The sequence below is a fragment of the Thermomonas sp. genome, assembly GCF_041919455.1.
Taxonomy (GTDB): Bacteria; Pseudomonadota; Gammaproteobacteria; order Xanthomonadales; family Xanthomonadaceae; genus Thermomonas.
Window position 1 is genome coordinate 46146 of the sequence record NZ_JAYRTQ010000008.1, and the last position, 19673, is coordinate 65818.

19 protein-coding genes and 1 tRNA gene are annotated in these 19673 nt (G+C 67.6%); 4 read left to right on the plus strand and 16 right to left on the minus strand.

Annotated features, from left to right (window positions below; genetic code table 11):
* Positions 1-2: 2 nt before the first annotated feature.
* Genes hisIE through ACE3T8_RS07380 form a run of 9 tightly spaced genes read right to left on the minus strand, consistent with a single transcriptional unit; the run spans position 3 to position 7418 of the window.
* Positions 3-620: a bifunctional phosphoribosyl-AMP cyclohydrolase/phosphoribosyl-ATP diphosphatase HisIE gene (hisIE, locus tag ACE3T8_RS07340; protein ID WP_374608075.1), complete on the minus strand. Its 618-nt coding sequence runs from the start codon at positions 618-620 to the stop codon at positions 3-5.
* Positions 617-1387 carry an imidazole glycerol phosphate synthase subunit HisF gene (gene hisF, locus ACE3T8_RS07345; RefSeq protein ID WP_374608076.1) on the minus strand — a complete coding sequence of 257 codons (771 nt, stop codon included), beginning with the start codon at positions 1385-1387 and terminating at the stop codon, positions 617-619. The genes hisIE and hisF overlap by 4 nt, the downstream gene beginning before the upstream one ends.
* Positions 1381-2115 (minus strand): 1-(5-phosphoribosyl)-5-[(5-phosphoribosylamino)methylideneamino]imidazole-4-carboxamide isomerase, encoded by a 735-nt coding sequence (gene hisA, locus ACE3T8_RS07350; RefSeq protein ID WP_374608078.1) that lies wholly within the window; start codon positions 2113-2115, stop codon positions 1381-1383. Before hisA ends, hisF begins: the two co-directional genes overlap by 7 nt.
* Positions 2112-2714, minus strand: a complete 603-nt coding sequence (gene hisH, locus ACE3T8_RS07355) for an imidazole glycerol phosphate synthase subunit HisH (RefSeq protein ID WP_374608079.1) — start codon at positions 2712-2714, stop codon at positions 2112-2114. The genes hisA and hisH overlap by 4 nt, the downstream gene beginning before the upstream one ends.
* Positions 2711-3790 carry a bifunctional histidinol-phosphatase/imidazoleglycerol-phosphate dehydratase HisB gene (gene hisB / locus ACE3T8_RS07360; protein ID WP_374608081.1) on the minus strand — a complete coding sequence of 360 codons (1080 nt, stop codon included), beginning with the start codon at positions 3788-3790 and terminating at the stop codon, positions 2711-2713. Before hisB ends, hisH begins: the two co-directional genes overlap by 4 nt.
* On the minus strand, positions 3787-4878 hold the full coding sequence (gene hisC, locus ACE3T8_RS07365) for a histidinol-phosphate transaminase (RefSeq protein WP_374608082.1): 1092 nt from the start codon (positions 4876-4878) through the stop codon (positions 3787-3789). The genes hisB and hisC overlap by 4 nt, the downstream gene beginning before the upstream one ends.
* Positions 4875-6173, minus strand: coding sequence for a histidinol dehydrogenase (gene hisD, locus ACE3T8_RS07370; protein ID WP_374608083.1), 1299 nt, complete (start codon positions 6171-6173; stop codon positions 4875-4877). The genes hisC and hisD overlap by 4 nt, the downstream gene beginning before the upstream one ends.
* The gene (hisG, locus tag ACE3T8_RS07375; RefSeq protein ID WP_374608084.1) at positions 6170-7084 is read right to left on the minus strand and encodes an ATP phosphoribosyltransferase; all 915 of its coding nucleotides are present in this window, start codon (positions 7082-7084) and stop codon (positions 6170-6172) included. The genes hisD and hisG overlap by 4 nt, the downstream gene beginning before the upstream one ends.
* Positions 7085-7094: 10 nt before the next feature.
* On the minus strand, positions 7095-7418 hold the full coding sequence (locus ACE3T8_RS07380; RefSeq protein ID WP_374608086.1) for a YerC/YecD family TrpR-related protein: 324 nt from the start codon (positions 7416-7418) through the stop codon (positions 7095-7097).
* Between the two features lie 83 nt (positions 7419-7501).
* Between ACE3T8_RS07380 and ACE3T8_RS07385 the strand changes: the two genes are divergently transcribed.
* Positions 7502-8410, plus strand: a complete 909-nt coding sequence (locus ACE3T8_RS07385; protein ID WP_374608087.1) for a hypothetical protein — start codon at positions 7502-7504, stop codon at positions 8408-8410.
* A gap of 7 nt (positions 8411-8417) precedes the next feature.
* Here ACE3T8_RS07385 and hutH read toward each other — a convergent pair whose 3' ends face one another.
* Together hutH and hisS are read right to left on the minus strand one after the other, a co-directional pair.
* A complete protein-coding gene (gene hutH, locus ACE3T8_RS07390) occupies positions 8418-10310 on the minus strand; it encodes a histidine ammonia-lyase (RefSeq protein WP_374608089.1) in 1893 nt (630 codons plus the stop codon).
* Entirely contained in the window at positions 10307-11689 is a 1383-nt protein-coding gene (gene hisS, locus ACE3T8_RS07395; RefSeq protein WP_374608091.1) for a histidine--tRNA ligase, read from the minus strand. The genes hutH and hisS overlap by 4 nt, the downstream gene beginning before the upstream one ends.
* 108 nt (positions 11690-11797) lie before the next feature.
* On the opposite strand from hisS, the gene ACE3T8_RS07400 reads away from it, so the two are divergent.
* The 3 genes from ACE3T8_RS07400 (at position 11798) to ACE3T8_RS07410 (ending at position 15233) form a co-directional block, all read left to right on the plus strand.
* Positions 11798-11874 (plus strand) — tRNA-Pro (locus tag ACE3T8_RS07400).
* A gap of 156 nt (positions 11875-12030) precedes the next feature.
* Positions 12031-13653, plus strand: a complete 1623-nt coding sequence (locus ACE3T8_RS07405) for a hybrid sensor histidine kinase/response regulator (RefSeq protein ID WP_374608093.1) — start codon at positions 12031-12033, stop codon at positions 13651-13653.
* Positions 13650-15233 (plus strand): methyltransferase regulatory domain-containing protein, encoded by a 1584-nt coding sequence (locus ACE3T8_RS07410; RefSeq protein ID WP_374608095.1) that lies wholly within the window; start codon positions 13650-13652, stop codon positions 15231-15233. Before ACE3T8_RS07405 ends, ACE3T8_RS07410 begins: the two co-directional genes overlap by 4 nt.
* A 17-nt stretch (positions 15234-15250) precedes the next feature.
* On the opposite strand, the gene tssE is transcribed toward ACE3T8_RS07410, so the two are convergent.
* From tssE to tssA, 5 genes are all read right to left on the minus strand, one after another.
* Positions 15251-15691, minus strand: coding sequence for a type VI secretion system baseplate subunit TssE (tssE, locus tag ACE3T8_RS07415; RefSeq protein ID WP_374608097.1), 441 nt, complete (start codon positions 15689-15691; stop codon positions 15251-15253).
* 86 nt (positions 15692-15777) lie between these two features.
* Positions 15778-16269: an Hcp family type VI secretion system effector gene (locus ACE3T8_RS07420; protein ID WP_374608099.1), complete on the minus strand. Its 492-nt coding sequence runs from the start codon at positions 16267-16269 to the stop codon at positions 15778-15780.
* A gap of 38 nt (positions 16270-16307) precedes the next feature.
* Positions 16308-17792 carry a type VI secretion system contractile sheath large subunit gene (tssC, locus tag ACE3T8_RS07425; RefSeq protein WP_374608100.1) on the minus strand — a complete coding sequence of 495 codons (1485 nt, stop codon included), beginning with the start codon at positions 17790-17792 and terminating at the stop codon, positions 16308-16310.
* 64 nt (positions 17793-17856) lie between these two features.
* Positions 17857-18369, minus strand: a complete 513-nt coding sequence (gene tssB, locus ACE3T8_RS07430; RefSeq protein WP_374608102.1) for a type VI secretion system contractile sheath small subunit — start codon at positions 18367-18369, stop codon at positions 17857-17859.
* 210 nt (positions 18370-18579) lie between these two features.
* The gene (tssA, locus tag ACE3T8_RS07435; protein ID WP_374608104.1) at positions 18580-19668 is read right to left on the minus strand and encodes a type VI secretion system protein TssA; all 1089 of its coding nucleotides are present in this window, start codon (positions 19666-19668) and stop codon (positions 18580-18582) included.
* Positions 19669-19673: the final 5 nt, after the last annotated feature.

Genomic DNA, 19673 nt, shown 5'->3' on the forward strand with positions numbered 1-19673 from the left:
GATCAGCCGCGCCGCGATTCCAGCACGCGCTTCGCGTCCTCGAGCGACAGCCCGCGCGCGCGCAACAGCACGAGCAGGTGGAACAGCAAGTCGGCGGCTTCGCCGAGCAGCGCGCGGTCGTCCTGCACCACCCCGGCCAGCGCGGTCTCCACGCCCTCCTCGCCCACCTTCTGCGCGATCCCGCGCACGCCGCCCTCGAACAGGCGGGTGGTGTAACTGCCGACGGGACGTTCGCGTTCGCGCGCGGCAATCAGCGCATCCAGTTCGGCCAGGCCATCACATGGCGCGGACGGAAAACAGCTTGCGCGCTGCAGGTGGCAGGTCGGGCCGTGCGGTCGCGCCTGCACCAGCAGGGTGTCGGCATCGCAATCGGTCTCGATGCGGACAAGGTCCAGCACGTCGCCGGAGGTTTCGCCCTTCATCCACAGGCGCTGCTTGCTGCGGCTGTAGAACGTGACCTTGCCACTGTCCAGCGTGGCCTGCAGCGCCTCGCGATCCATGTAACCGAGCATCAGCACGCGCAGGCTGTCGGCATCCTGCACGATCGCCGGCAACAGGCCCTCCTGTTTCTGCCACGCCAATGCGTCGGTATCGATATCGATGACGATGGCTTGCGTCACAACCGCACCTCGATGCCCTGCGCGCGCAGGGCCTGCTTGAGCGCGGGGATCGCCACCGCGCCGGAATGGAAGATGCTGGCGGCCAGCGCGGCGTCGACATCGGCCTTGCGGAAGACCTCGGTGAAATGCACGGCCTCGCCGGCACCACCGGACGCCACCAGCGGCACGTTGCAGCGCGCGCGCACCGCACGCAGCTGTTCGATGTCGTAGCCGCCGCGCACGCCGTCGCTGCCCATGCAATTGAGCACGAGCTCGCCGGCACCGAGTGCCTGCGCCTCGACGACCCAATCCAGGGTGCGCTTGCCGGGCGCGCGCATCGCATCCGGATCGCCGGTGTGGCTGCGCACGCGCCATTCGTCATCGGCGTCGCGCACCGAATCGATGCCGACGACCACACATTGCACACCGAACGCCTCGGCCAGTTCGGAAATCAGCGCTGGACGTTCCAGCGCAGGCGTGTTGATCGACACCTTGTCCGCACCGGCCAGCAACACCGCGCGCGCATCCTCGACGCTGCGGATGCCGCCGGCCACGCAGAAGGGGATGTCGATGACCCGCGCCACCCGCTCCACCCAGCCGCGGTCCACGCTGCGGCCCTGCGGGCTGGCGGTGATGTCGTAGAACACCAGTTCGTCCGCGCCCTGGTCGCGATAGCGCATCGCCAGTTCGACGATGTCGCCCATGTCGACGTGGTCGCGAAACTTGACGCCCTTGACCACGCGGCCCTCGCGCACGTCCAGGCACGGGATGATGCGGCGGCTCAGCATTGCAGCGCCTCCGGCAGCGACAGCCGCCCTTCCAGCAGCGCCTTGCCGAGCACCGCGCCGGCGCACCCGGCATTGCGCGCGTCGATCACGTCGGCGACATCGCGCATACCACCGCTGGCCTGCAATTCCAGGACGGGATGCGCGGCACGGATGTCGCGATACAACGCGATGTTGGGGCCGGTCAGCATGCCGTCGCGGTCGATGTCGGTACACAGCAGGTGGCGCAAGCCGCCAACGGCATAACGCCGCAGCAGGTCGTCGAGGGTTTCCGATGCGGTCTCGGTCCAGCCGTGCACCGGCAGGCGCCATACGCCATCGGTATCGCGGCGCGTATCGAGCGCGACGGTGATCGACTCGCTGCCGAATTCGCCGATCCATGCGAGCACGCTGGCGGGGTCGCGCACTGCCAGCGAACCGATCACGACGCGGGTTGCGCCGGCATCGAGCAATGCCGCCACGTCATCGCGTGTTCGTACTCCACCGCCGGTCTGCACCTGCAAGGACGTCGCCGCGGCGATGTCGCGCAGCAATGGCCGCAAGGTGTAGCCGCCGGCCTTGGCGGCGTCCAGGTCGACCAGGTGCAGCCACGTGGCGCCGGCATCGGCATAGCGCCTGGCGAAGGCCAGCGGATCGTCGCCGTAGCGGGTTTCCTCGGCATAGTCGCCCTGGCGCAGGCGCACCACGCGGCCCTCGCGCACGTCGATCGCGGGATAGACGGTGAACCTCATGCGCCCTTCCACAGCAGGAAATTCGAAAGCAGCCGCGCGCCGACCGCGGCCGAACGCTCGGGATGGAATTGCGCACCGGCAACAACGCCACGCTGCACCATCGCGGCGAAGCGCTCGCCATGCGTGCAGGCAGCGATGCAGTCCGCCGTCACCGGCGCGGCATAGCCGTGCACGAAGTAGGTGCTCGCATCGTCTGCGACGCCATCGAGCAAGGCGGAATCACGCACGCGTTCCAGCTCGTTCCAGCCCATGTGCGGCACCCGCAGTCCCGGCGCACCGACCATCTTCCGCACACGACCGGGCAACAGACCCAGACAATCCGCGTCACCCTCTTCGGACGACTCGAACAGCAATTGCATGCCGAGGCAGATGCCGAGCAACGGGACCTTCGCCGCTCGCAGCGGCGCGACCAGGCCGCGCTCAAGCAACAGGGCCATTGCCGGCGCGGCTGCGCCCACGCCGGGCAGGATGATGCGCCCGGCATCGCGCAGGCCATCGCCATCGCGGACGATGCGCGCCTCCACGCCCAACCGCTCCAGCGCATAACGCACCGAACCGAGGTTGGCGCCACCGGCATCGACGAGGGCCAGCGTGGTCACAACGTGCCCTTGGTCGATGGCAGTTCCGCGCCTTCGCGCTTGATCGCCTGGCGCAGCGCGCGCGCCAGCGCCTTGAAGCACGCTTCCACCTTGTGATGGTCGTTGTCGCCGCGCACCTGCAGATTGAGGTTCAGGCCCGAGGCATCGCAGAGCGAACGGAAGAAATGCGGTACAAGCTCGGTGGGCAGGTCGCCGACGCGCTCGCGCTTGAAGGCGCCATCGAATACGAAGTACGGCCGCCCGCTGAAATCCAGCGCGGCACTGGCCAGGGTTTCGTCCATCGGCAGGGTGAAGCCGTAGCGGCCGATGCCGCGCTTGTCGCCCAGGGCGTCCTTCAATGCCTGGCCAAGCGCGAGCCCGGTGTCTTCCACCGTGTGGTGCTCGTCGATGTGCAGGTCGCCATCGGTACGCACGTCCAGCGCGAAGCCGCCGTGCTTGCCGATCTGTTCCAGCATGTGGTCGAAGAACGGCAGGCCGGTGTGGATCTGCGGCTCGGCCATACGGTCGAGGTCGACCTCGACGCGGATCTTGGTTTCCTTCGTGTTGCGCCGGACCACCGCGCGGCGCGGCGCATCCGCGAGTTCGTGCGCAATGCCGTTCCAGTCCCAGTCGCCGCCGAACTGCGCGGTCTTCAACTGGAAGCCGCGGATCTTCATGTTGTCCGCGAACTCGATGTCGGTCGGACGGTCGCCGACCATCCCCGAACGCGCCCAGTCGATGCCGCGATCCTGCAGGTAACCCACCATCATGCCGAGCCCCGGCTTGCGGGTCGGCCTGTTGTCGTGGGGGAAACTCTCGTCGATCAGCACGTCGCGGAAGCGCAGGCCCTGGCTCTCGAACACCTGCATCATCAAATCGTGCGGGCCCTGGAAACTCTCGCGCGGATAGCCTTCGGTGCCCAGCCCGTCCTGGTTGCTGACGATGACGAACTGGTAGCCGGCATCGCGGAGTTTCAGCATCGCCGGGATCACGTCCTTGACGAAGCGCAGCTTCGGATAGGCATCGATCTGGAAATCCTCCGGCTCCTCGATCAGAGTGCCGTCGCGATCGACGAACAGGATCGGCGTGCCGCTCATGCCGCCACCTCCACGGCATCCGCATCCAGCGCAGCCAGCACGCGCCTGCACTCGTCCGGCGTACCGACGCTGATCCGCAGCGCATCGCCGAGTTGCGGCATCGCCCGCATGTCGCGCACCACCACGCCGGCCTCCAGCAGTTGCGCGAACGCGGCATCGGCATCGATGAAACGCACCAGCAGGAAATTCCCCGCCGATGGATACACCCGCAGCACCTGCGGCAGGCTGCGCAGGCCTTCCGCCAGGCGCTCGCGCCAGCCCCGCGCTTCCGCCACGCGCGCCGCAGTGCTCGCCAGTGCCTGCGGGGTCAGTGCCTTCAGCGCGGCGTCGGTCACCGGTTGCGGCATCGGATACGGGGCCTGGCAGCAGCGCAATGCGTCGATCAGTTCAGGCGCGCCCAGCACGCAACCGACCCGCGCCGCCGCAAGCGCGTGCGCCTTCGACAGCGTGCGCAGCACCGCGATGTTCTCGTGCGCGGGGAACAGCGCGGTCGCCGATGGCACGTCGGAATATTCGGCATAGGCCTCGTCGACCACCACCAGCGCCTTGCCGCGCAGGCGAACCGCGAGCGATGCGATCTCGATCAAGGGCAAGGCTTCGCCGGACGGATTGCCGGGCGTGCACAGGAACACCAGGCTGGCGCCGCTCGCCAGCGCGGCATCGCCCAATGCCTGCAGGTCGACGCGCAAACCCTGCTCGCCATCGACCAGCGGCACCTCGACGGTGCGCACGCCGTGCAGGCGCGCGGACACCGCATACATGCCGAACACCGGCGGCGCGATCGCGATGGCACCCTGCCCCGGCGCGCAGAATGCGCGCACCAGCAGGTCGATGGCTTCATCGCTGCCGCGGCCGACCAGCAATTGCGCGGGCTCGACGTCGTACAGCGCAGCCAGGCGCGAACGCAGCGCACGCGGCTGCGGATCCGGATAGCGACGCAGGGTCGCATCGGCATCGGCCGGATTGGCCCATGCGGATTCGTTGGCGTTGAGCCAGACATTGCCTTCGACCAGGTCGCTGCGCGCGGACTTGTAACCGCCGAAATCGCGCAGGTCGTCGCGCAGCAATGCGTTGACGGTCGCGTTCATGCCGCGCGCTCCAGGCGCAGTTCGACCGCGCGCGCATGCGCCTGCAGGCCTTCCGCGTGCGCCAGCGTGGCTGCGCAAGGACCGGCGCTGGCGATGCCGATGCGACTCGCATCCTGCACGGTGATCGCCTTCTGGAAGCTCGCCACCGACAGCCCGCTCCACGCGCGCGCCGCGCCACCGGTCGGCAGCACGTGGTTGCTGCCGCTGCAGTAATCGCCCAGCGCTTCCGGCGTCCAGTCGCCGAGGAAAATGCTGCCGGCGTTGTGCACGCGCTCCAGCCATCGGCGCGGTTCGCGCACGGCCAGGATCAGGTGCTCGGGTGCATAGGCATCGCTGACCGCGATCGCCTGGGCGATGTCGCGCACCCGCACCAGCCGCGACGCCGACAACGCCTGCGTGGCGATGCCGGCGCGCGGCAAACGCCCGAGTTGCGCATCGACTTCGACCGCAACCGCATCGAGCAGCGCATCGCTGTCGGACACCAGCAACACCTGCGAATCCGGGCCGTGTTCGGCCTGCGACAGGAGATCGGAAGCCACGAACGCCGGATCCGCGCCGGCATCGGCGATCACCAGGACTTCCGACGGACCGGCGGGCATGTCGATCGCGACCCCGCCCGGCCGCTGCAACGCTTGCCGCTTGGCCTCATCCACCCAGCCATTGCCCGGCCCGAACAGCTTGTCGCAGCGTGGAATGCGGTCGGTGCCGATCGCCATCGCGGCGATGGCCTGCGCGCCACCGAGCTTGAACACGCGCACGCCGGGTGCCTGTTGCGCGGCCAGCAACACGGCGGGATCGGCGCTGCCGTCCTTGCGCGGCGGCGTGCACAGGATGATCTCGTGGCAGCCGGCCAGGCGCGCCGGGATCGTGAGCATCAGTGCCGTCGACGGCAGCGGCGCACTACCCGCGGGCACGTACAGGCCCACGCGCGCGATCGGCCGCTGCACGCGCTGGCACAACAACCCCGGTGCGGTTTCCAGCGCATACGGTGCGGCGATGCCGGCGCGATGGAAGGCTTCGATTCGCGATGCTGCCTCGGCAATCGCCGATAGCACGTCGGCCGGCACCGATTCCCGCGCGGCTGCGAATTCTTCCGCGCCGACTTCGAAATCCGCCAGCGTCACGCCGTCGAATTTCGCCGTGCAGTCGCGCAACGCGGCATCGCCATGCGATGCGACATCGTCGAAGATCGTCGCCACGCCGCTGCGCACGGCGTCGGACACCGACTGCACCGGGCGCTGCAACACTGCGGCGCGCGCGCGTTCGTCCAGCGCGTTCCAGTCGATCCGCTTCATGCCAGCATCCGCTCCACCGGCAGCACCATCAGCCCGCGCGCTCCGGCACGCTTGAGGTCTTCCAGCCGCTGCCAGGTCATCGCGCCGTGGCAGAGCGCCTGCAACGCGAGGGTGTCCGCACCGTCGACCGCGCAGACGGTGGGCGGTTCGGCATCGGGCAGCAGTTGCAGGAGTTGATCCACCGCATCGCGTGGCGCCTGGAACATCAACAGCTTGCTGTCGCGGATGCGCAACACGCCGTCCATGCGCCGCAGCAGCAGGTCGGCCAGTTCCGCGCGCACGTCGCCGAACGGCTGCGCCGGCCCGGCGAGCACCGCTTCACTGCGCATGATGTCGAGCACAGGCTTGAGCTGGTTGGCGGCGAGCGTGGCGCCGCTGGAGACCAGGTCGCAGACGGCATCGGCCTGGCCCAGGCGCGGGGCGATCTCCACCGAGCCATTGAGCACCACCGCTTCGGCATCGACCCCCTGCGCGCGCAGCCAGGCGCGCAACTGGTTCGGATAAGTGGTCGCAATGCGCTTGCCCGAGAGTTGCTGCGGCCCCTGCCAATCCCAGTCGTCCGGCACCGCCAGCGACAGCTTGCAGCCACCGAATCCGAGCGCACGCCACTCGCGGAAGACTTCCGGCTTGCCGGCTTCGGTGCGTTCGCCGGCCTGCTCCGCCAGCACATTGCGGCCGACGATGCCGAGGTCGCAGACGCCGTCCGCGATCAATCCCGGGATGTCGTCGTCGCGGACCAGCAACAGATCGACCGGCAAGGATTCGCCGTAGCAGAACAGCTTGTCGCGGCTCTCGCGCCAGCTGAGGCCCGATGAGGCCAGCAGGGCGCGCGCCGGTTCGCTGAGGCGTCCGGATTTCTGGATGGCGATGCGCAGTCGGTCGCGCACCGCGCTGTTGGCGGTGGGGCTCATGGGGATTGGCTCAATGGGAAGCGGTGGGCAGGCGCAGGCGGCGGGCGGCGGTGCCGTACCCGCCGGTGCCGCGCTCGAGCGTACGGGCAACGCGGCCGATGGTGGTCACGCTGACCAGGGTGCGCTCGTGGATCTCGCGGTACGGCAGCCCCTGCAGCAACTGCGGCACCACCCGCCAGCGGTCGCCCATGGCTTCCAGTTCGGCAGGCGTGCACAGGTCCTCGAGGAAGGCGCGGATCTCGCTCGCTCCTTTCAGCGCGGACAGTGCTTCGGCCAGCGCGTCGATGGCGATGGCGGCGTCGTACTTCGGCAGGGGCTCGGGGCGTTGCTTCATCGGATTAATGTATTAGCGCGTTAATACATTAATCCATGCATGGGATATAGGCAACCCCTTCTCACCGACCTATCCTGCGGCTCATGACCAATCCGAAAATCCTGCTCCTGTCGTTACTCCTGCTCGCCCAGCCAGCACTGGCCCAGGACGGCGACATCGCCCAGCGCGCGCAGCGCGTGAAGCAGCTGGCCGACATGCGGCCTCGACCCGACGACCTGGCATACGCCATCAACATCCGGCGCGAGTACGAAGCGAACTTCAGCCAGATCAACGGCGCCGATGATTTGAGCGCGGCCAGCGACGCCAACCTGGCCCTGTATTGGCAGGCCGTATCGAGTACTGCCTTCTACTCCGACGACGGCGAGGTGGCCGATGCGGCTGTCCGCGTGCATGCGGAACTGGAACGTCGCGGCGTGGCGGATGCCAAGGCGACCGAGCGCGTTTTCAACGTCCTGCTGAAAGCCGGCCGCTTCGATGCTGCGCGCGACTTCGCGGCACGACACACCGACGCGGAGCTGCCCGCCGTCCCGCAGTTCATCGACAGCTACACTGGCGACATGCCCAGCGCCTGGCAATTCAGTGCCGATGGCAGCAAGGCGAAGCGCATCGGGATCGACCTGGCGCCGCTGCAGATCATCGTCGTCGCCGGCTGCCATTTTTCCGAAGATGCGGCTCGCGAGATCACCGGCGATCCGATGCTGGGCCCGGTGTTCGCCCGCCATGCCCGCTGGGTTTCACTCCAGCCGGGCGGCGAGAATCTCGACGCGTTGGCGGAATGGAACCGCCTGTATCCGCAGGCGCCCATGCTGGCGATCCATGGTCGCAGTGAGTGGGCGCTGATTCCGCATTGGGCGATGCCGACATTCGCCGTCGTCAAGGACGGAAAGGTGATCGACAGCACCCGGGGCTGGAGCAGCGACGGCCCGGAGTTCCGGGCGCAACTGGTCGCATTACTGGAGCGCGCCGGCCTTCTGCAGGCCGGCGCGCGATAAGCCCGGGCTACGCCCGGGCATTGCGGGCAGCGGCCAACACGCTGCCCTCGACCACCAACGCCACCGCGCTGGCGACATCGCCATCCATCGCGCGGTCGCGTTCCATGAACGGGATGCGTGCGCGGATCGCGGCATGCGCCGCGGCGACGGCCCGGCCCGGCCGGAATTCGGCGGAGTTCGCCAGCTGCGTGCGCAGGGCATCGACCTCGACAAGGAACGCGCCACGGTCGACGGCATCCGGCAACGGCCCGCCCTGCACCTTGGTGGCAAAGGCTTCAGCATCGGCGCGATCCGCCAAGTCACGCGCTGCATTGATCATGTCGCGACGCAGGTCGAGCGCCTGCGCGGCGGTGTACAGCTCCAGCCCGAGTACCTTGCCCAGGTCGGCCGCCATCGCCAACACGTGGCGCGCTTCGTTGGCGCCCATCGAGACATGGTCCTCGGCGTTGGCCGAGGTCGGGATCGAATACACCGAGGCCGGCATCGCGCGGCTGGCCAGATCGTTGACGATCGCCGCAGCGGTGTATTGCACGATCATGTGGCCGGACTCGGTGCCGTCCTCGTTGCCGATCAGGAAGGCCGGCAGGCCGTCGTTGGTCGCCGGATCCACCAGCTTGTTGAGGCGGCGCTCGCTGATCGAGGCGAGCACCGGGATCGCTGCCTTGAGGTAACTCATCGCCAGCGCCAATGGCATGCCGTGGAAATGGCCGGCGGAGATCACCTGCTCCTCCACGTGCTCCGCCTGCTTATCGGGGAAGATCAGCGGGTTGTCGGTGAGCGCATTGAGCTCGATGTCGAGCACGCGCTTGGCCTGTTCCAGCGCATCGCGCACCGCGCCGTGGACCTGCGGGATGCAACGCAGCGAATAGCTGTCCTGCGGCTGGTGTTTCTTGCCGCCGCGGAACGGCATGAAGCGCTGGTAGAACTTCTCGCGGCCATGGCGCTGGCCGAACGGCACCCAGTCCCAGCCGATGTCGAAGCTCAGCGCCTGCGCGGCGGGAGTATCCCAGCTCGACGGCAACCACTGCCGGAAACGCGGCACCAGGTGATAGGCGATGTCGGACAGCGTGGAGCCATCGAGCAGGCGCAGCAGGTTGTCGGCGGTCTTCACTTGGCCCGGGTGCGGACGCAATGCGTGGACTTCCGGTGCGAACGCACCAAGCCGGCCGGCGAAGGCATCGATCGTCATCGCTGCGGCGAGATCCGCGGTGTCCAGCAGGTCTTCGAGTTGCTGCACGGCCAGCACGCCGGTGGCGAGCATCTGCGCGGTGCCGTTGTTCAGCGCCAGGCCTTCCTTGTAGGACAGCGTGACCGGTTGCAGGCCCTTGCGACGCAGGGCCTCGGCGCCGGCAACACGCTCGCCGTCGACGAAGGCTTCCCCGCCCCCGAGCAGCACGATGGCGAGATGCGACAACGGCGCGAGGTCACCGGATGCACCCACCGAACCGAGTTGCGGCACCACCGGCACGATCCCGGCATTGAGCATCGCCGCCAGCGCCTGCAGGGTCTGCACGCGGATGCCGGAATGCCCGCGCAGGAGCGTGTTGATGCGGATGCACAGCATCGCCCGCACCACGTCAGGCGCGAACGGTTCGCCCACGCACACCGCGTGGGTGACGATCAGGTTGCGCTGCAGTTCGATATGCGGCGATTGCCCGGACCGCGTCGCACCTGGCAATTCGTCGCGCAGCGGATGCGCGCCTAGCAGCTTGTCGGCATTGCTGCCGAAGCCGGTGGAGACACCGTAGATCGGTTCCTCGCGCGCGACCTGCGCGGCGAGGAAGTCGGCCGCGCGGGAGACGCGTGGCAGTGAAGCTTCGTCCAGTTCGACGCCTTCGCCGCGAGCGACCTGCACCAGTTGTGCGCGCGTCAGCGAGACGCCATCGAGCCTGATCGTCATCGCCCTGCTCCCCCGATGCTGCGCAATTGTTCGCGCTCGACCAGCAGGGTCGAGGCCAACTCGGCCTCCGACACTTCGAACTGCTCGCCGCGACGCAGGTCCTTCACCGCGACCACGCCGCGCGCGGCCTCGTCCTCGCCATGCATCACCACGAAGCGAATGCCGGCCTTGTCGGCGTACTGCAACTGCTTCGCCAGCTTGCGCGGCTCCAGTTGCGTTTCGACGTTCAAACCGGCCGCGCGCAGGCGCTGCGACAGGCCCAGCGCATGCGACAGGCCGTTATCGTCCAGCAGCGCGACCAGCACGTCGACCGAACTCTCGGCGGTATCGACCAGTCCAGCGTCCTTCAGCTGGAAGAACAACCGGGTCAGGCCGATGGAAATGCCAACGCCGGGCAACTTCGACTTGGTGTAGTGGCCGGCAAGATTTTCATAGCGGCCACCCGAGCAGATCGAACCGATCTGCGGATACGCATCCAGCGTGGTCTCGTAGACCACGCCAGTGTAGTAATCCAGCCCACGCGCAATCGACAGGTTCAACGCGTAACGCGACTCGGCCACGCCCAACGCCTTCAGCTGCGAGACGATCGCACGCAGCTCGTCGCGACCTTCCTCGAACAGCACAGTCCCGGTACCGAGCGCATCCAGTTTCGCCAGTGCGTCGTCGTGCCCGGTCGAACGCACCCTGGAGAAAGCCATCAGCCGGTCGATCACGTCACCGCACAGAGCGAAGCCCTCGCCCGCCAGGGTCGCGCGCACCGCGTCCTCGCCGCGCTTGTCCAGCTTGTCGAGTTCGCGCAACACCGCGAACTGCGATTCGCCCTCGATCCCCTGCCCTTCGAAAAAGCCGCGCAGCAACTTGCGGTGGTTGAGCTGGATGGTGAATTCGCCGATCGCCAACCGCTCGAACACCGCCGCGATCACCGCCGGCACTTCCGCATCGAAGCGCGGCGACAGCGCGTCCTTGCCGACCACGTCGATGTCGCACTGGTAGAACTCGCGGAAACGGCCGCGCTGGGCGCGCTCGCCGCGGTACACGCGCTGCATCTGGTAGCGACGGAACGGGAACGCCAGGTCGTGCTCGTGCTCGGCCACGTAGCGGGCCAAGGGCACGGTCAGGTCGAAGCGCAGTGCCAGTTCCGGGAGGCCTTCTGCCCCCTTCTCCAACGCACCCGTGGACTGGACGAAGTACACCTGTCGCTCGGTCTCGCCACCGGACTTCGTCAGCAGCACCTCGGACAGTTCCATCACCGGGGTTTCCACCGGCAGGAAGCCGAACCGCTCGAACACCTGGCGGATCGTGTCCAGCATGCGCTGGAAGGCAATCTGGTCGCGGGGCAACAGCTCCATGACCCCGGGCGGGGTGCGTGGCTTGATCAAGGCAGGAACTCCGTCACGGAATGGCGCTAGTTTAGCTGCCGACGGCTGGCGAACACCGGCCCCCTTGCCGACCGCGCCACATGTCCCTAAAATGCGCGGCTCTGCCGTCGGGGTGTAGCTCAGCCTGGTAGAGCGCTACGTTCGGGACGTAGAGGTCGCAGGTTCGAATCCTGTCTCCCCGACCAATCAAATCAATGATTTGCGAAAAAACCGCCGAAAGGCGGTTTTTTCGTGGGCGATGGCGTGCGCGACGGCGCCCGATCGCCGCTGGCATGCCGCGTGCGATGTCCAGCCGCGGCGCGTTTCCGCGTTTGTAACGGCATCGCACGCCGGATCCCTGCATGTCGGAAGTCACCGAAGCGTCGCTTGCCCAGGCCCGACCGCACGACCGCTCGGCGCTGCTGCGGCTGTGGGCGGTGCGGGTGGTCATCCCGCTGTCGCTGGCGGTGACGCTGGCGTTCTGCCTGCTGGCCTATGCCGCCAGCCTGGCCTTGCCCGGCGATGACGCGGCGCTGTTCTCGATCCTCTGGCGCATCGCGGTGTTGCTGCTGCTTGCGCTGGCGGTGGTGGCCGCGATCGGCTGGAGCATCGCGGTGCGGGCGTCGCGGCCGGTGATGGCCCTGACCGACGCCATCGAGGGCCTGGGCCGTGGCGAGCAGGTGCGCATGCAGGTGGAGGAAGATGCCTTGCTGGGCCGACTGCAGCGCGGGGTCAACGATGCCTCGCAGGCACTGGCCGATGCGCGCAACCGCATGCAGAGCGAGCTCGGCCGCACCGCGATCGAACTGGCCGACAAGAACACCCGGCTGGAGGCCGCCAGCCAGTCGCGCGCGCGTTTCCTGGCCGCAGCCAGCCACGACCTGCGCCAGCCGCTGTACGCGCTCACGCTGTTTTCTTCTGCATTGCGCGCCGGCGAGACCGACCCGGACAAGTTGACCCGGGTCATGCACATCGAAGAGTGCGTGTCCTCGCTCGACCAGTTGTTCTCCGAGTTGCTCGACCTGTCGAGGCTCGAGGCCGGGGTGATGCACGCGGCAGTCGGCGACGTGCGCCTGGACGATGTCTTCGATGAAGTCAGCCGCAATTTCCGCATCCTCGCCGAGTCGCGCGGCCTGCGCCTCATCGTGCGCAAGACCGATGCCTGGGTGCGCACCGACCGCACCATGCTGGCGCGCATCCTCAACAACCTGGTCAGCAATGCGCTGCGCTACACCGACGAGGGCGGCGTGCTGGTCGGCGTGCGCCACCAGCACGATGGCCGCCTGCGGATCGACGTCTGGGATACCGGCAGCGGCATCGCACCCGAACACCAGGCGCAGGTGTTCGACGAGTTCTACCAGGTCAGCCAGTGCAGCGACGAAACCGGTGAACGCAAGCGTGGCCTGGGATTGGGACTGGCGACGGTGCGCCGGCTCGCCGAGTTGGTTGGTTGCGAGGTGCGCCTGGCCTCGCGGTTGCGCCGCGGCACCGTGGTCTCGTTGCGTCTGGATGCGGGCCAGGTCGGTGCCGGGGCGGGCGACGAACCGGCGGACATGCCGCTGGACATCAGCGGGCTGCGGGTGCTGGTGGTCGACGACGAAGCCAGCATCCTCGAAGGCCTGCGCGCGTTGCTGCAGGAATGGGGCTGCGAGATCCGCATCGCCGACGACGAGGCCAGCGCCACCACCGCGGTCGCCGGCTGGCGGCAGCCGCCCGACCTGGTGATCAGCGACCTGCGCCTGCGCGAGGGCCGCAGCGGCCTGGACGTGCTGCGCACGCTGGCCCGCCACTACGGTGCCGATCCACAGCGCCCGCCGTTCGCGCGCCTGCTGGTCACCGGCGAAACCCGCCCCGACCGGATCGGCGAAATCGCCGCCAATCGCATCCCGGTGCTGTTCAAGCCGGTCTCCCCATCCCGGCTGCGCGAGGCGATGCTGGCCACCGTGCTGGCGTCCCGGGTCATGCCCATGGAATCCGAAGAATGAGCGACGGCTTCGCCTACGACGTCCTTGAATATCCGTCCCACGTGCATCCGCAGGCGCATCCGTCCCGGCTGGCCGCGATCGGCCGACTGCACGGCATCGATGCCGCCTCGCCGCGCGACTGCCACCTGCTGGAAGTCGGCTGCGGCGATGGCCTGCAACTGCTGACCCTGGCGATGGCGTATCCGCAGAGCCGCTTCGTCGGCGTGGATCTGTCGCAGGCCGCGATCGCCCGCGGCGAAGCGACACGGCGCAGGCTTGGCCTCGACAACCTGCAGTTGGTCGCAGCGGACCTGACCACATGGGATCCGGGCCTCGATCCATTCGACTACATCGTTGCCCACGGCTTCTTCTCGTGGGTGCCGGACGTCGTGCGCGACTGCCTGCTCGGGCTGTGCCGACAGGCGCTCTCGCCCGCCGGCATCGCCTATGTCAGCTACAACGCCCTGCCCGGCTGCCACCTGCGGCGACTGATGTGGGACATGCTGCGCCACCATGTGCGCGGCATCGACGACCCGCGCGCGCGCATCGCTGCGGCACGCGACCTGCTGGCTTGCCTGGAGACCGACGTCGCCGGTTCGCAGGTCTACGGCGACGCGGTGCGCAGCGAAGCCCGCGACCTGCTGCGCCGCCCCGAGACCTCGGTGCTGTTCCACGACGACCTGGCGGACACCAACCAGCCGTTCTCGATCGGCGACTTCGCGGCGCGTGCCGGCGGCCACGGCCTGCGCTATCTCGGAGAGGCCGACTACCACGAAATGAGCGATGCCGGGCTGACCGACGATGCCGGCGCGCGCCTGGACGCGCGCGCCGGCGGCGACCGCCTGCAGCGCGAGCAATACCTGGACTACCTGAAGGGCCGGCGCTTCCGGCAAACCCTGCTCTGCCGGGCCGATGCGCCGATGCAGGACCTGGCGGATGCGGCGATGGCGCGCGGATTGTCAGCGGTCGGGCACCTGCGCACCGACGATGCCGAAGGCAATGCGCTGGATCTCGCCGAAGGCGTGGCCGTGCGCTTCCACAGCGGCGACGGCGCGATGCTGACCACCGACCACCCGGTGATCAAGGCCGCCCTGGCGATGGTCGGCAATGCCTTCCCGGCGGCACCCGCCTTCGATGAGGTCCTGATCGCCGCGCGACAGGCCAGCCAGAGCCAGAACACGATCGAGGCGGATGCCGATGCGCTCGCCCACACGTGGCTGGCCGCGTTCGAACTGGGACTGATGATCCTGCATTGCGATCCGCCCGGCTTCGCGACCGAAGCCGGCGCAACACCGAAGGCGAATGCGTTGGCACGCATGCAGGTGGAGGCCGGCTCCGACCTCATCACCAGCCTGCGTCCGTCGATGATCCGCATCGACAGCCCACTCGCGCTGGAGTTGATCCGCTTGCTCGACGGCAGTCGCGATCGCGCCACACTCATGCACGACCTTGCCGAACGCATGGCGGCATTGCCGGTCGACGCGAGTGTTGGTGGCGACCATGCGTTGCGTGATGCCGCCTGGTGGCGCGCGGCGCTGGCCGGACAACTGGAAGCGGGGTTGTCGCAGACCGCGCGGATGGGCTTGCTGGAAGCGGATTGACGCGCGGGCGATGCCGCTCAACGCACCACGTAGGTCTGGGTGTTCAATTGCAGTACGGCATCGAACTGCACTTTCTCGTTGTCCGGCCCCAGTTCCATCAATGCGTCCACCCGGAAGCGCAGGGCGCGATCGAGTTCGCGTTGCGGCTCGAGGGTGACCCGGATGCGGGTGAGACGGCCCTCGTGCAAGCCGATCGCCAGTTCCAGCGAACGCCGGATGCGGTCGCGATCGTGCGGGCTGAGCAAGCTGTAGGACGAGAAATCCAGGATGCCGTAAGTCAACGAGGACGCCCGGCATTCCTTGAAGCTGTCGCTGATCAGGCGCGCGCCTTCGGAACGCGTGTTGAGCAGGTTCTCGAGGTCGCGCGACACGCTATTGCGCATGTCGGTAACGGACACCCGCCGCCCGCCGTCTTCCGGCAACGGCGCATCGACCAGGCGATCCATCAATCCACGCATGCAACAGGCTCCGTTTCAGTCGCGATCCCGGAACGAAAACGGCCCGCCGCGTGGTGCGCGGCGGGCCTGTTTCAGCAACGGACGGATCAGGTCGCCTTGTTCAGGGCGCGGTCGTACTGCGCCATGATCGCGCCTTCCAGGCCGCCATCGGCCTTCTGCGGCTTGTACTCGTACTTGATCTTCGTGTAGTTCAGGGCGAACTGGTCAATCGGGATCGAGGAATTGCCGGCATTGCCGCCAGTCTGGAACGAGCTCACCATCACGTCTTCCATGGTGATGACCAGGTAATCGACCTGGCCGCCCTTGCCGCCGGCCTTGCGCGCGGTCAACACCGCCTTCTTGATGTGATCGCCGCTGGCCGCGGACTTCACCAGCAGGGCGCTCGACTTGTCGGTCTGCTTGGTGAAATGCACGTCCTGGAAGTTGGCCTTGCCGGTGCCGCCGCCGCCGCCGCGACCCATGTTGCCGTCGTTCGACACGCCCCAGCTGAACGAGTCGATCTCGATCTTGTCCTTGTGCTTTTCGTCGAGCGATTCGCCCTTGATGCCTTCGAGCTCGAGCAGGTAATCGGAAGCCATGGTGGTATCTCCTCAGAGGTTGGAAAGGGAATGCGGTTTTAGCGGGCGGACTTCGGCAGCTCGGCGACGAGGCGCAACGAGACGCTGAGTTCGTCCAACTGGTAGTGCGGGCGCAGGAAGGCAACCGACTTGAAGGCGCCCGGCTTGCCGGGGACTTCGGTCACCTCGATGCGTGCCTCGCGCAGCGGGTACTGCGCCTTGGCTTCCTGCGAGGCGTTGTCGTCCAGCAGCACGTACTGCGAAATCCAGTTGTTGAGGAACAGCTCGACGCTGGACTTGCTGGCGAAGCTGCCGATCTTGTCGCGCATCATCGACTTCAGGTAATGCGCGATGCGGCTGACCGCGAAGATGTACTGCAGCTGCGAGGACAGGCGCGCATTGGCGTTGGCCGCGTCGGTGTTGTACTCCTTGGCCTTCTGCGCCGACTGGGTGGAGAAGAACGCCGCGTAGTCGGTGCCCTTGCAGTGCACCAGCGGGATCAGGCCGAGGTCGGCGAGTTCCTTCTCGCGGCGGTCGGTGATCGCGATCTCGGTCGGGCACTTCAGCGCCACTTCGCCGTCATCGGTGGCGAAGGTGTGGGTCGGCAGGCCTTCGACCAGGCCACCGCCCTCGACGCCGCGGATCGCCGCGCACCAGCCGTACTTGGCGAACGCGTCGGTGACCTTGGTGCCCAGCGCATACGCGGCGTTCATCCACAGGTACTTGTTGTGGTCGGTGCCGTCGGTGCGCTCGACGAAGTTGAACGCCTCGACCGGATCGGTGTCCGGGCCGTACGGCAGGCGGCCAAGCACGTGCGGCATCGCCAGGCCGACGTAGCGGGAGTCCTCGGAGGCGCGGAAGCTCTTCCACTTCGCGTATTCGACGGTGTCGAAGATCTTGGCCAGGTCGCGTGGGCCGGACAGTTCGGTGAAGTCGTCGAAGCCCAGCAGTTCCGGCGAGGCCGCGCTGAGGAACGGCGCATGCGCCGCGGCGCTGACATGCGAGATTTCCTCGACCAGGTACATGTCCTCCGGATGGCGGCCGAACTCGAAGTCGCCGATCAGGGTGGCGAACGGCGCGCCACCGAAGGTGCCGTACTCTTCTTCGTAGATCTTCTTGAACAGCGTGCTCTGGTCGAAATCGGACGCGCTCTTGAAGTCCTTGACCAGTTCCTTCTTGGTCGTGTTGAAGACCTTGATCTTCAGGCTGGTGCTGGTCTCGGAATTGTCGACCAGGTACTTCAGGCCGCGCCAGCTGCCTTCCAGCTGCTGGAATTCCGGCGCATGCATGACCGAGGACAGCTGCTCGGAAAGCACGCGGTCGATTTCGGCGATGCGCGCGTCCAGCGCACCGATGGCGTCCTTGGACACCACCATCGCGCCGTCGCTGACCTGCGAAACGAGCTCCGCGATCAGGTCGCGGGCACGGGTCCGCTCGGTGTCGGAACGGGCGATCTTGCTCTGGGTGAGGATCTGGTCGAGGAGGCCGCCATCGGCAGCTTCTGCTACAGCGGCGCCCGCCGCCTGGGTTTCGGTATTGGCCATGATGTCTCTGCTCGTAGGGTCTGGGCGTGTTGGATCGACGGTGGCAATGCGGCGCGCGGGACGCTTACTCCTCGGGCTTCCCGCCCACTTCGCGCGACAGCTGCGCGATCTTGTCGGTGTTCTGCAGCACGTCGTTGAGCAGGTCCTCGAACTTGTCGTTGCCGGCGGCCTTGTTGCGCAGGTCAGCCAGCTTCTGCCGCGCCTCGAGCAGCTTGCGCAGCGGTTCGATCTGGTTGGCCACGCGCTCCGGGGAGAAATCCTCCAGGCTGCGGAAATTCAGTTCGACGCCGAGCTTGGAGCCATCATCGGCCAGCTTGTTGTCGACCTGCATCTGCACGCGCGGCTTCATGCCCTTGAGCACGTCGTCGTAGTTGTCCTTGTCGACGTTGACGAACTTGCGGTCCTTCAGCTTGCCCAGCGGCTCGGCCGGCTGACCGCTGAAATTGCCGAGCACGCCCGCCACGAACGGCAGTTCCTTCTTCTCGATCGCATCGCCCACTTCGACGTCGTATGTGAGTTGCACGCGCGGTGCGCGCACGCGGTCGAGCTTGTGTTGGGTGCTTTCCTTCTTGGCCATGACGTTCCCCGTGCGCGTGGTGTTGGGTGGGTGTTGCTATCGATCCGAACGGAACTGCGCGCCGAAGGCGGCCTCCGCTCATCATGCAAACGAGTCTAGGAACCGCGACCGTCCTGCAGAATCCGCCGGACGGCCAGAAATGGGCATATGCCATTCGACCGGAGCGAAGGCGTGGCCGTCCCCGGCACGCGAATGCGTCCGCGCCGCATGTCAGTAGGACGGCGGCAGGCCGACCCGCTCGCGGATCGAGGACAGGGTGCTTTCGTCGCGGATCAGTTCGGCCAGGAACTGCTCCAGCGGCATGTCGGCCCAGACGATTGCGCGTTCCAGCAGGTAGGCGACCGGGCTGTGCGGCTCGGTGCGACGGAAGAAGCCGGCGATCTCGCCCAGTGCGCGCAGCGCAGCCTGCTTGGAGGCCAGGCTGCCGCCGCCCAGGTCCAGGGCCACGCCACCGCCCGATGCCCCACCGCTGGCGACACCGCCACTGGCAACGGCTTGCTCGCCCGCGCCGTCATCGGCGACCGCGGCCACCCCGCCGATGCCCTTGGCAGTGGCGACCTTGGCGTAGATCTGCTGGATCTTCTTCAGGCCGTCGTCGATCGCGGCCAGGTTGGGGGCGTCGCGGCCCAGCTTCGCGTCCGAGGTCGTGCTGAAGCGGGTGAATGCATCGCGCGCGGCCTGCACCTGGACCAGCCGTTCCATCAGCATGGCCTCCGGCGTGGCGACCATCCGCGCGTCGTAGGCTTCGCCATTGATGCGGCCCTCGTCGAGCGCGCCCTGGTAGGCCTCGGCGTTCTGCCGGCCGAGATTGTCGACCTCGCGGGAATCGATCCAGCCGGCCAGGGTCAGGGGTGCCTGCGGGTCGTCGTTCAACCGCATCGCCTGCAGGGCGCGTGCGCCGTAGGTCGCGAACCAGGCGAGCTTGCCGGCGCGTTCTTCCAGGTCGCCGTCATCGGCGCGTGGGTACAGCCCCTCCCAGTAGGTTTCCAGCAGGCCGGCCAGCAGCGCGAAACTGTCGCGCGCGCCCTCCAGTCCGTCGCGCGAGATCGCCGCCTCGGCCAGCCACACCGCCGCCTGCAAGTCCTTGCTGGTGCGCAGCAGGATGTCCTCGGACAGGCTCTGCGCCTCGCGCCAGTCGGCCACCTTGAGTTCGGTCTGCCATTCGCCCTGGGCCAGGTTGGGATCGTCCGCGCGGCGCGCCTCGCGGATGCGGTCGAACTGGTCGGAGAAGCTGGCATCGCTGCCCGCCGGGTCGCTGCCCGGGATCGGGGCGAGGAGTTCGTTGACGTCGATCGGCATGACAG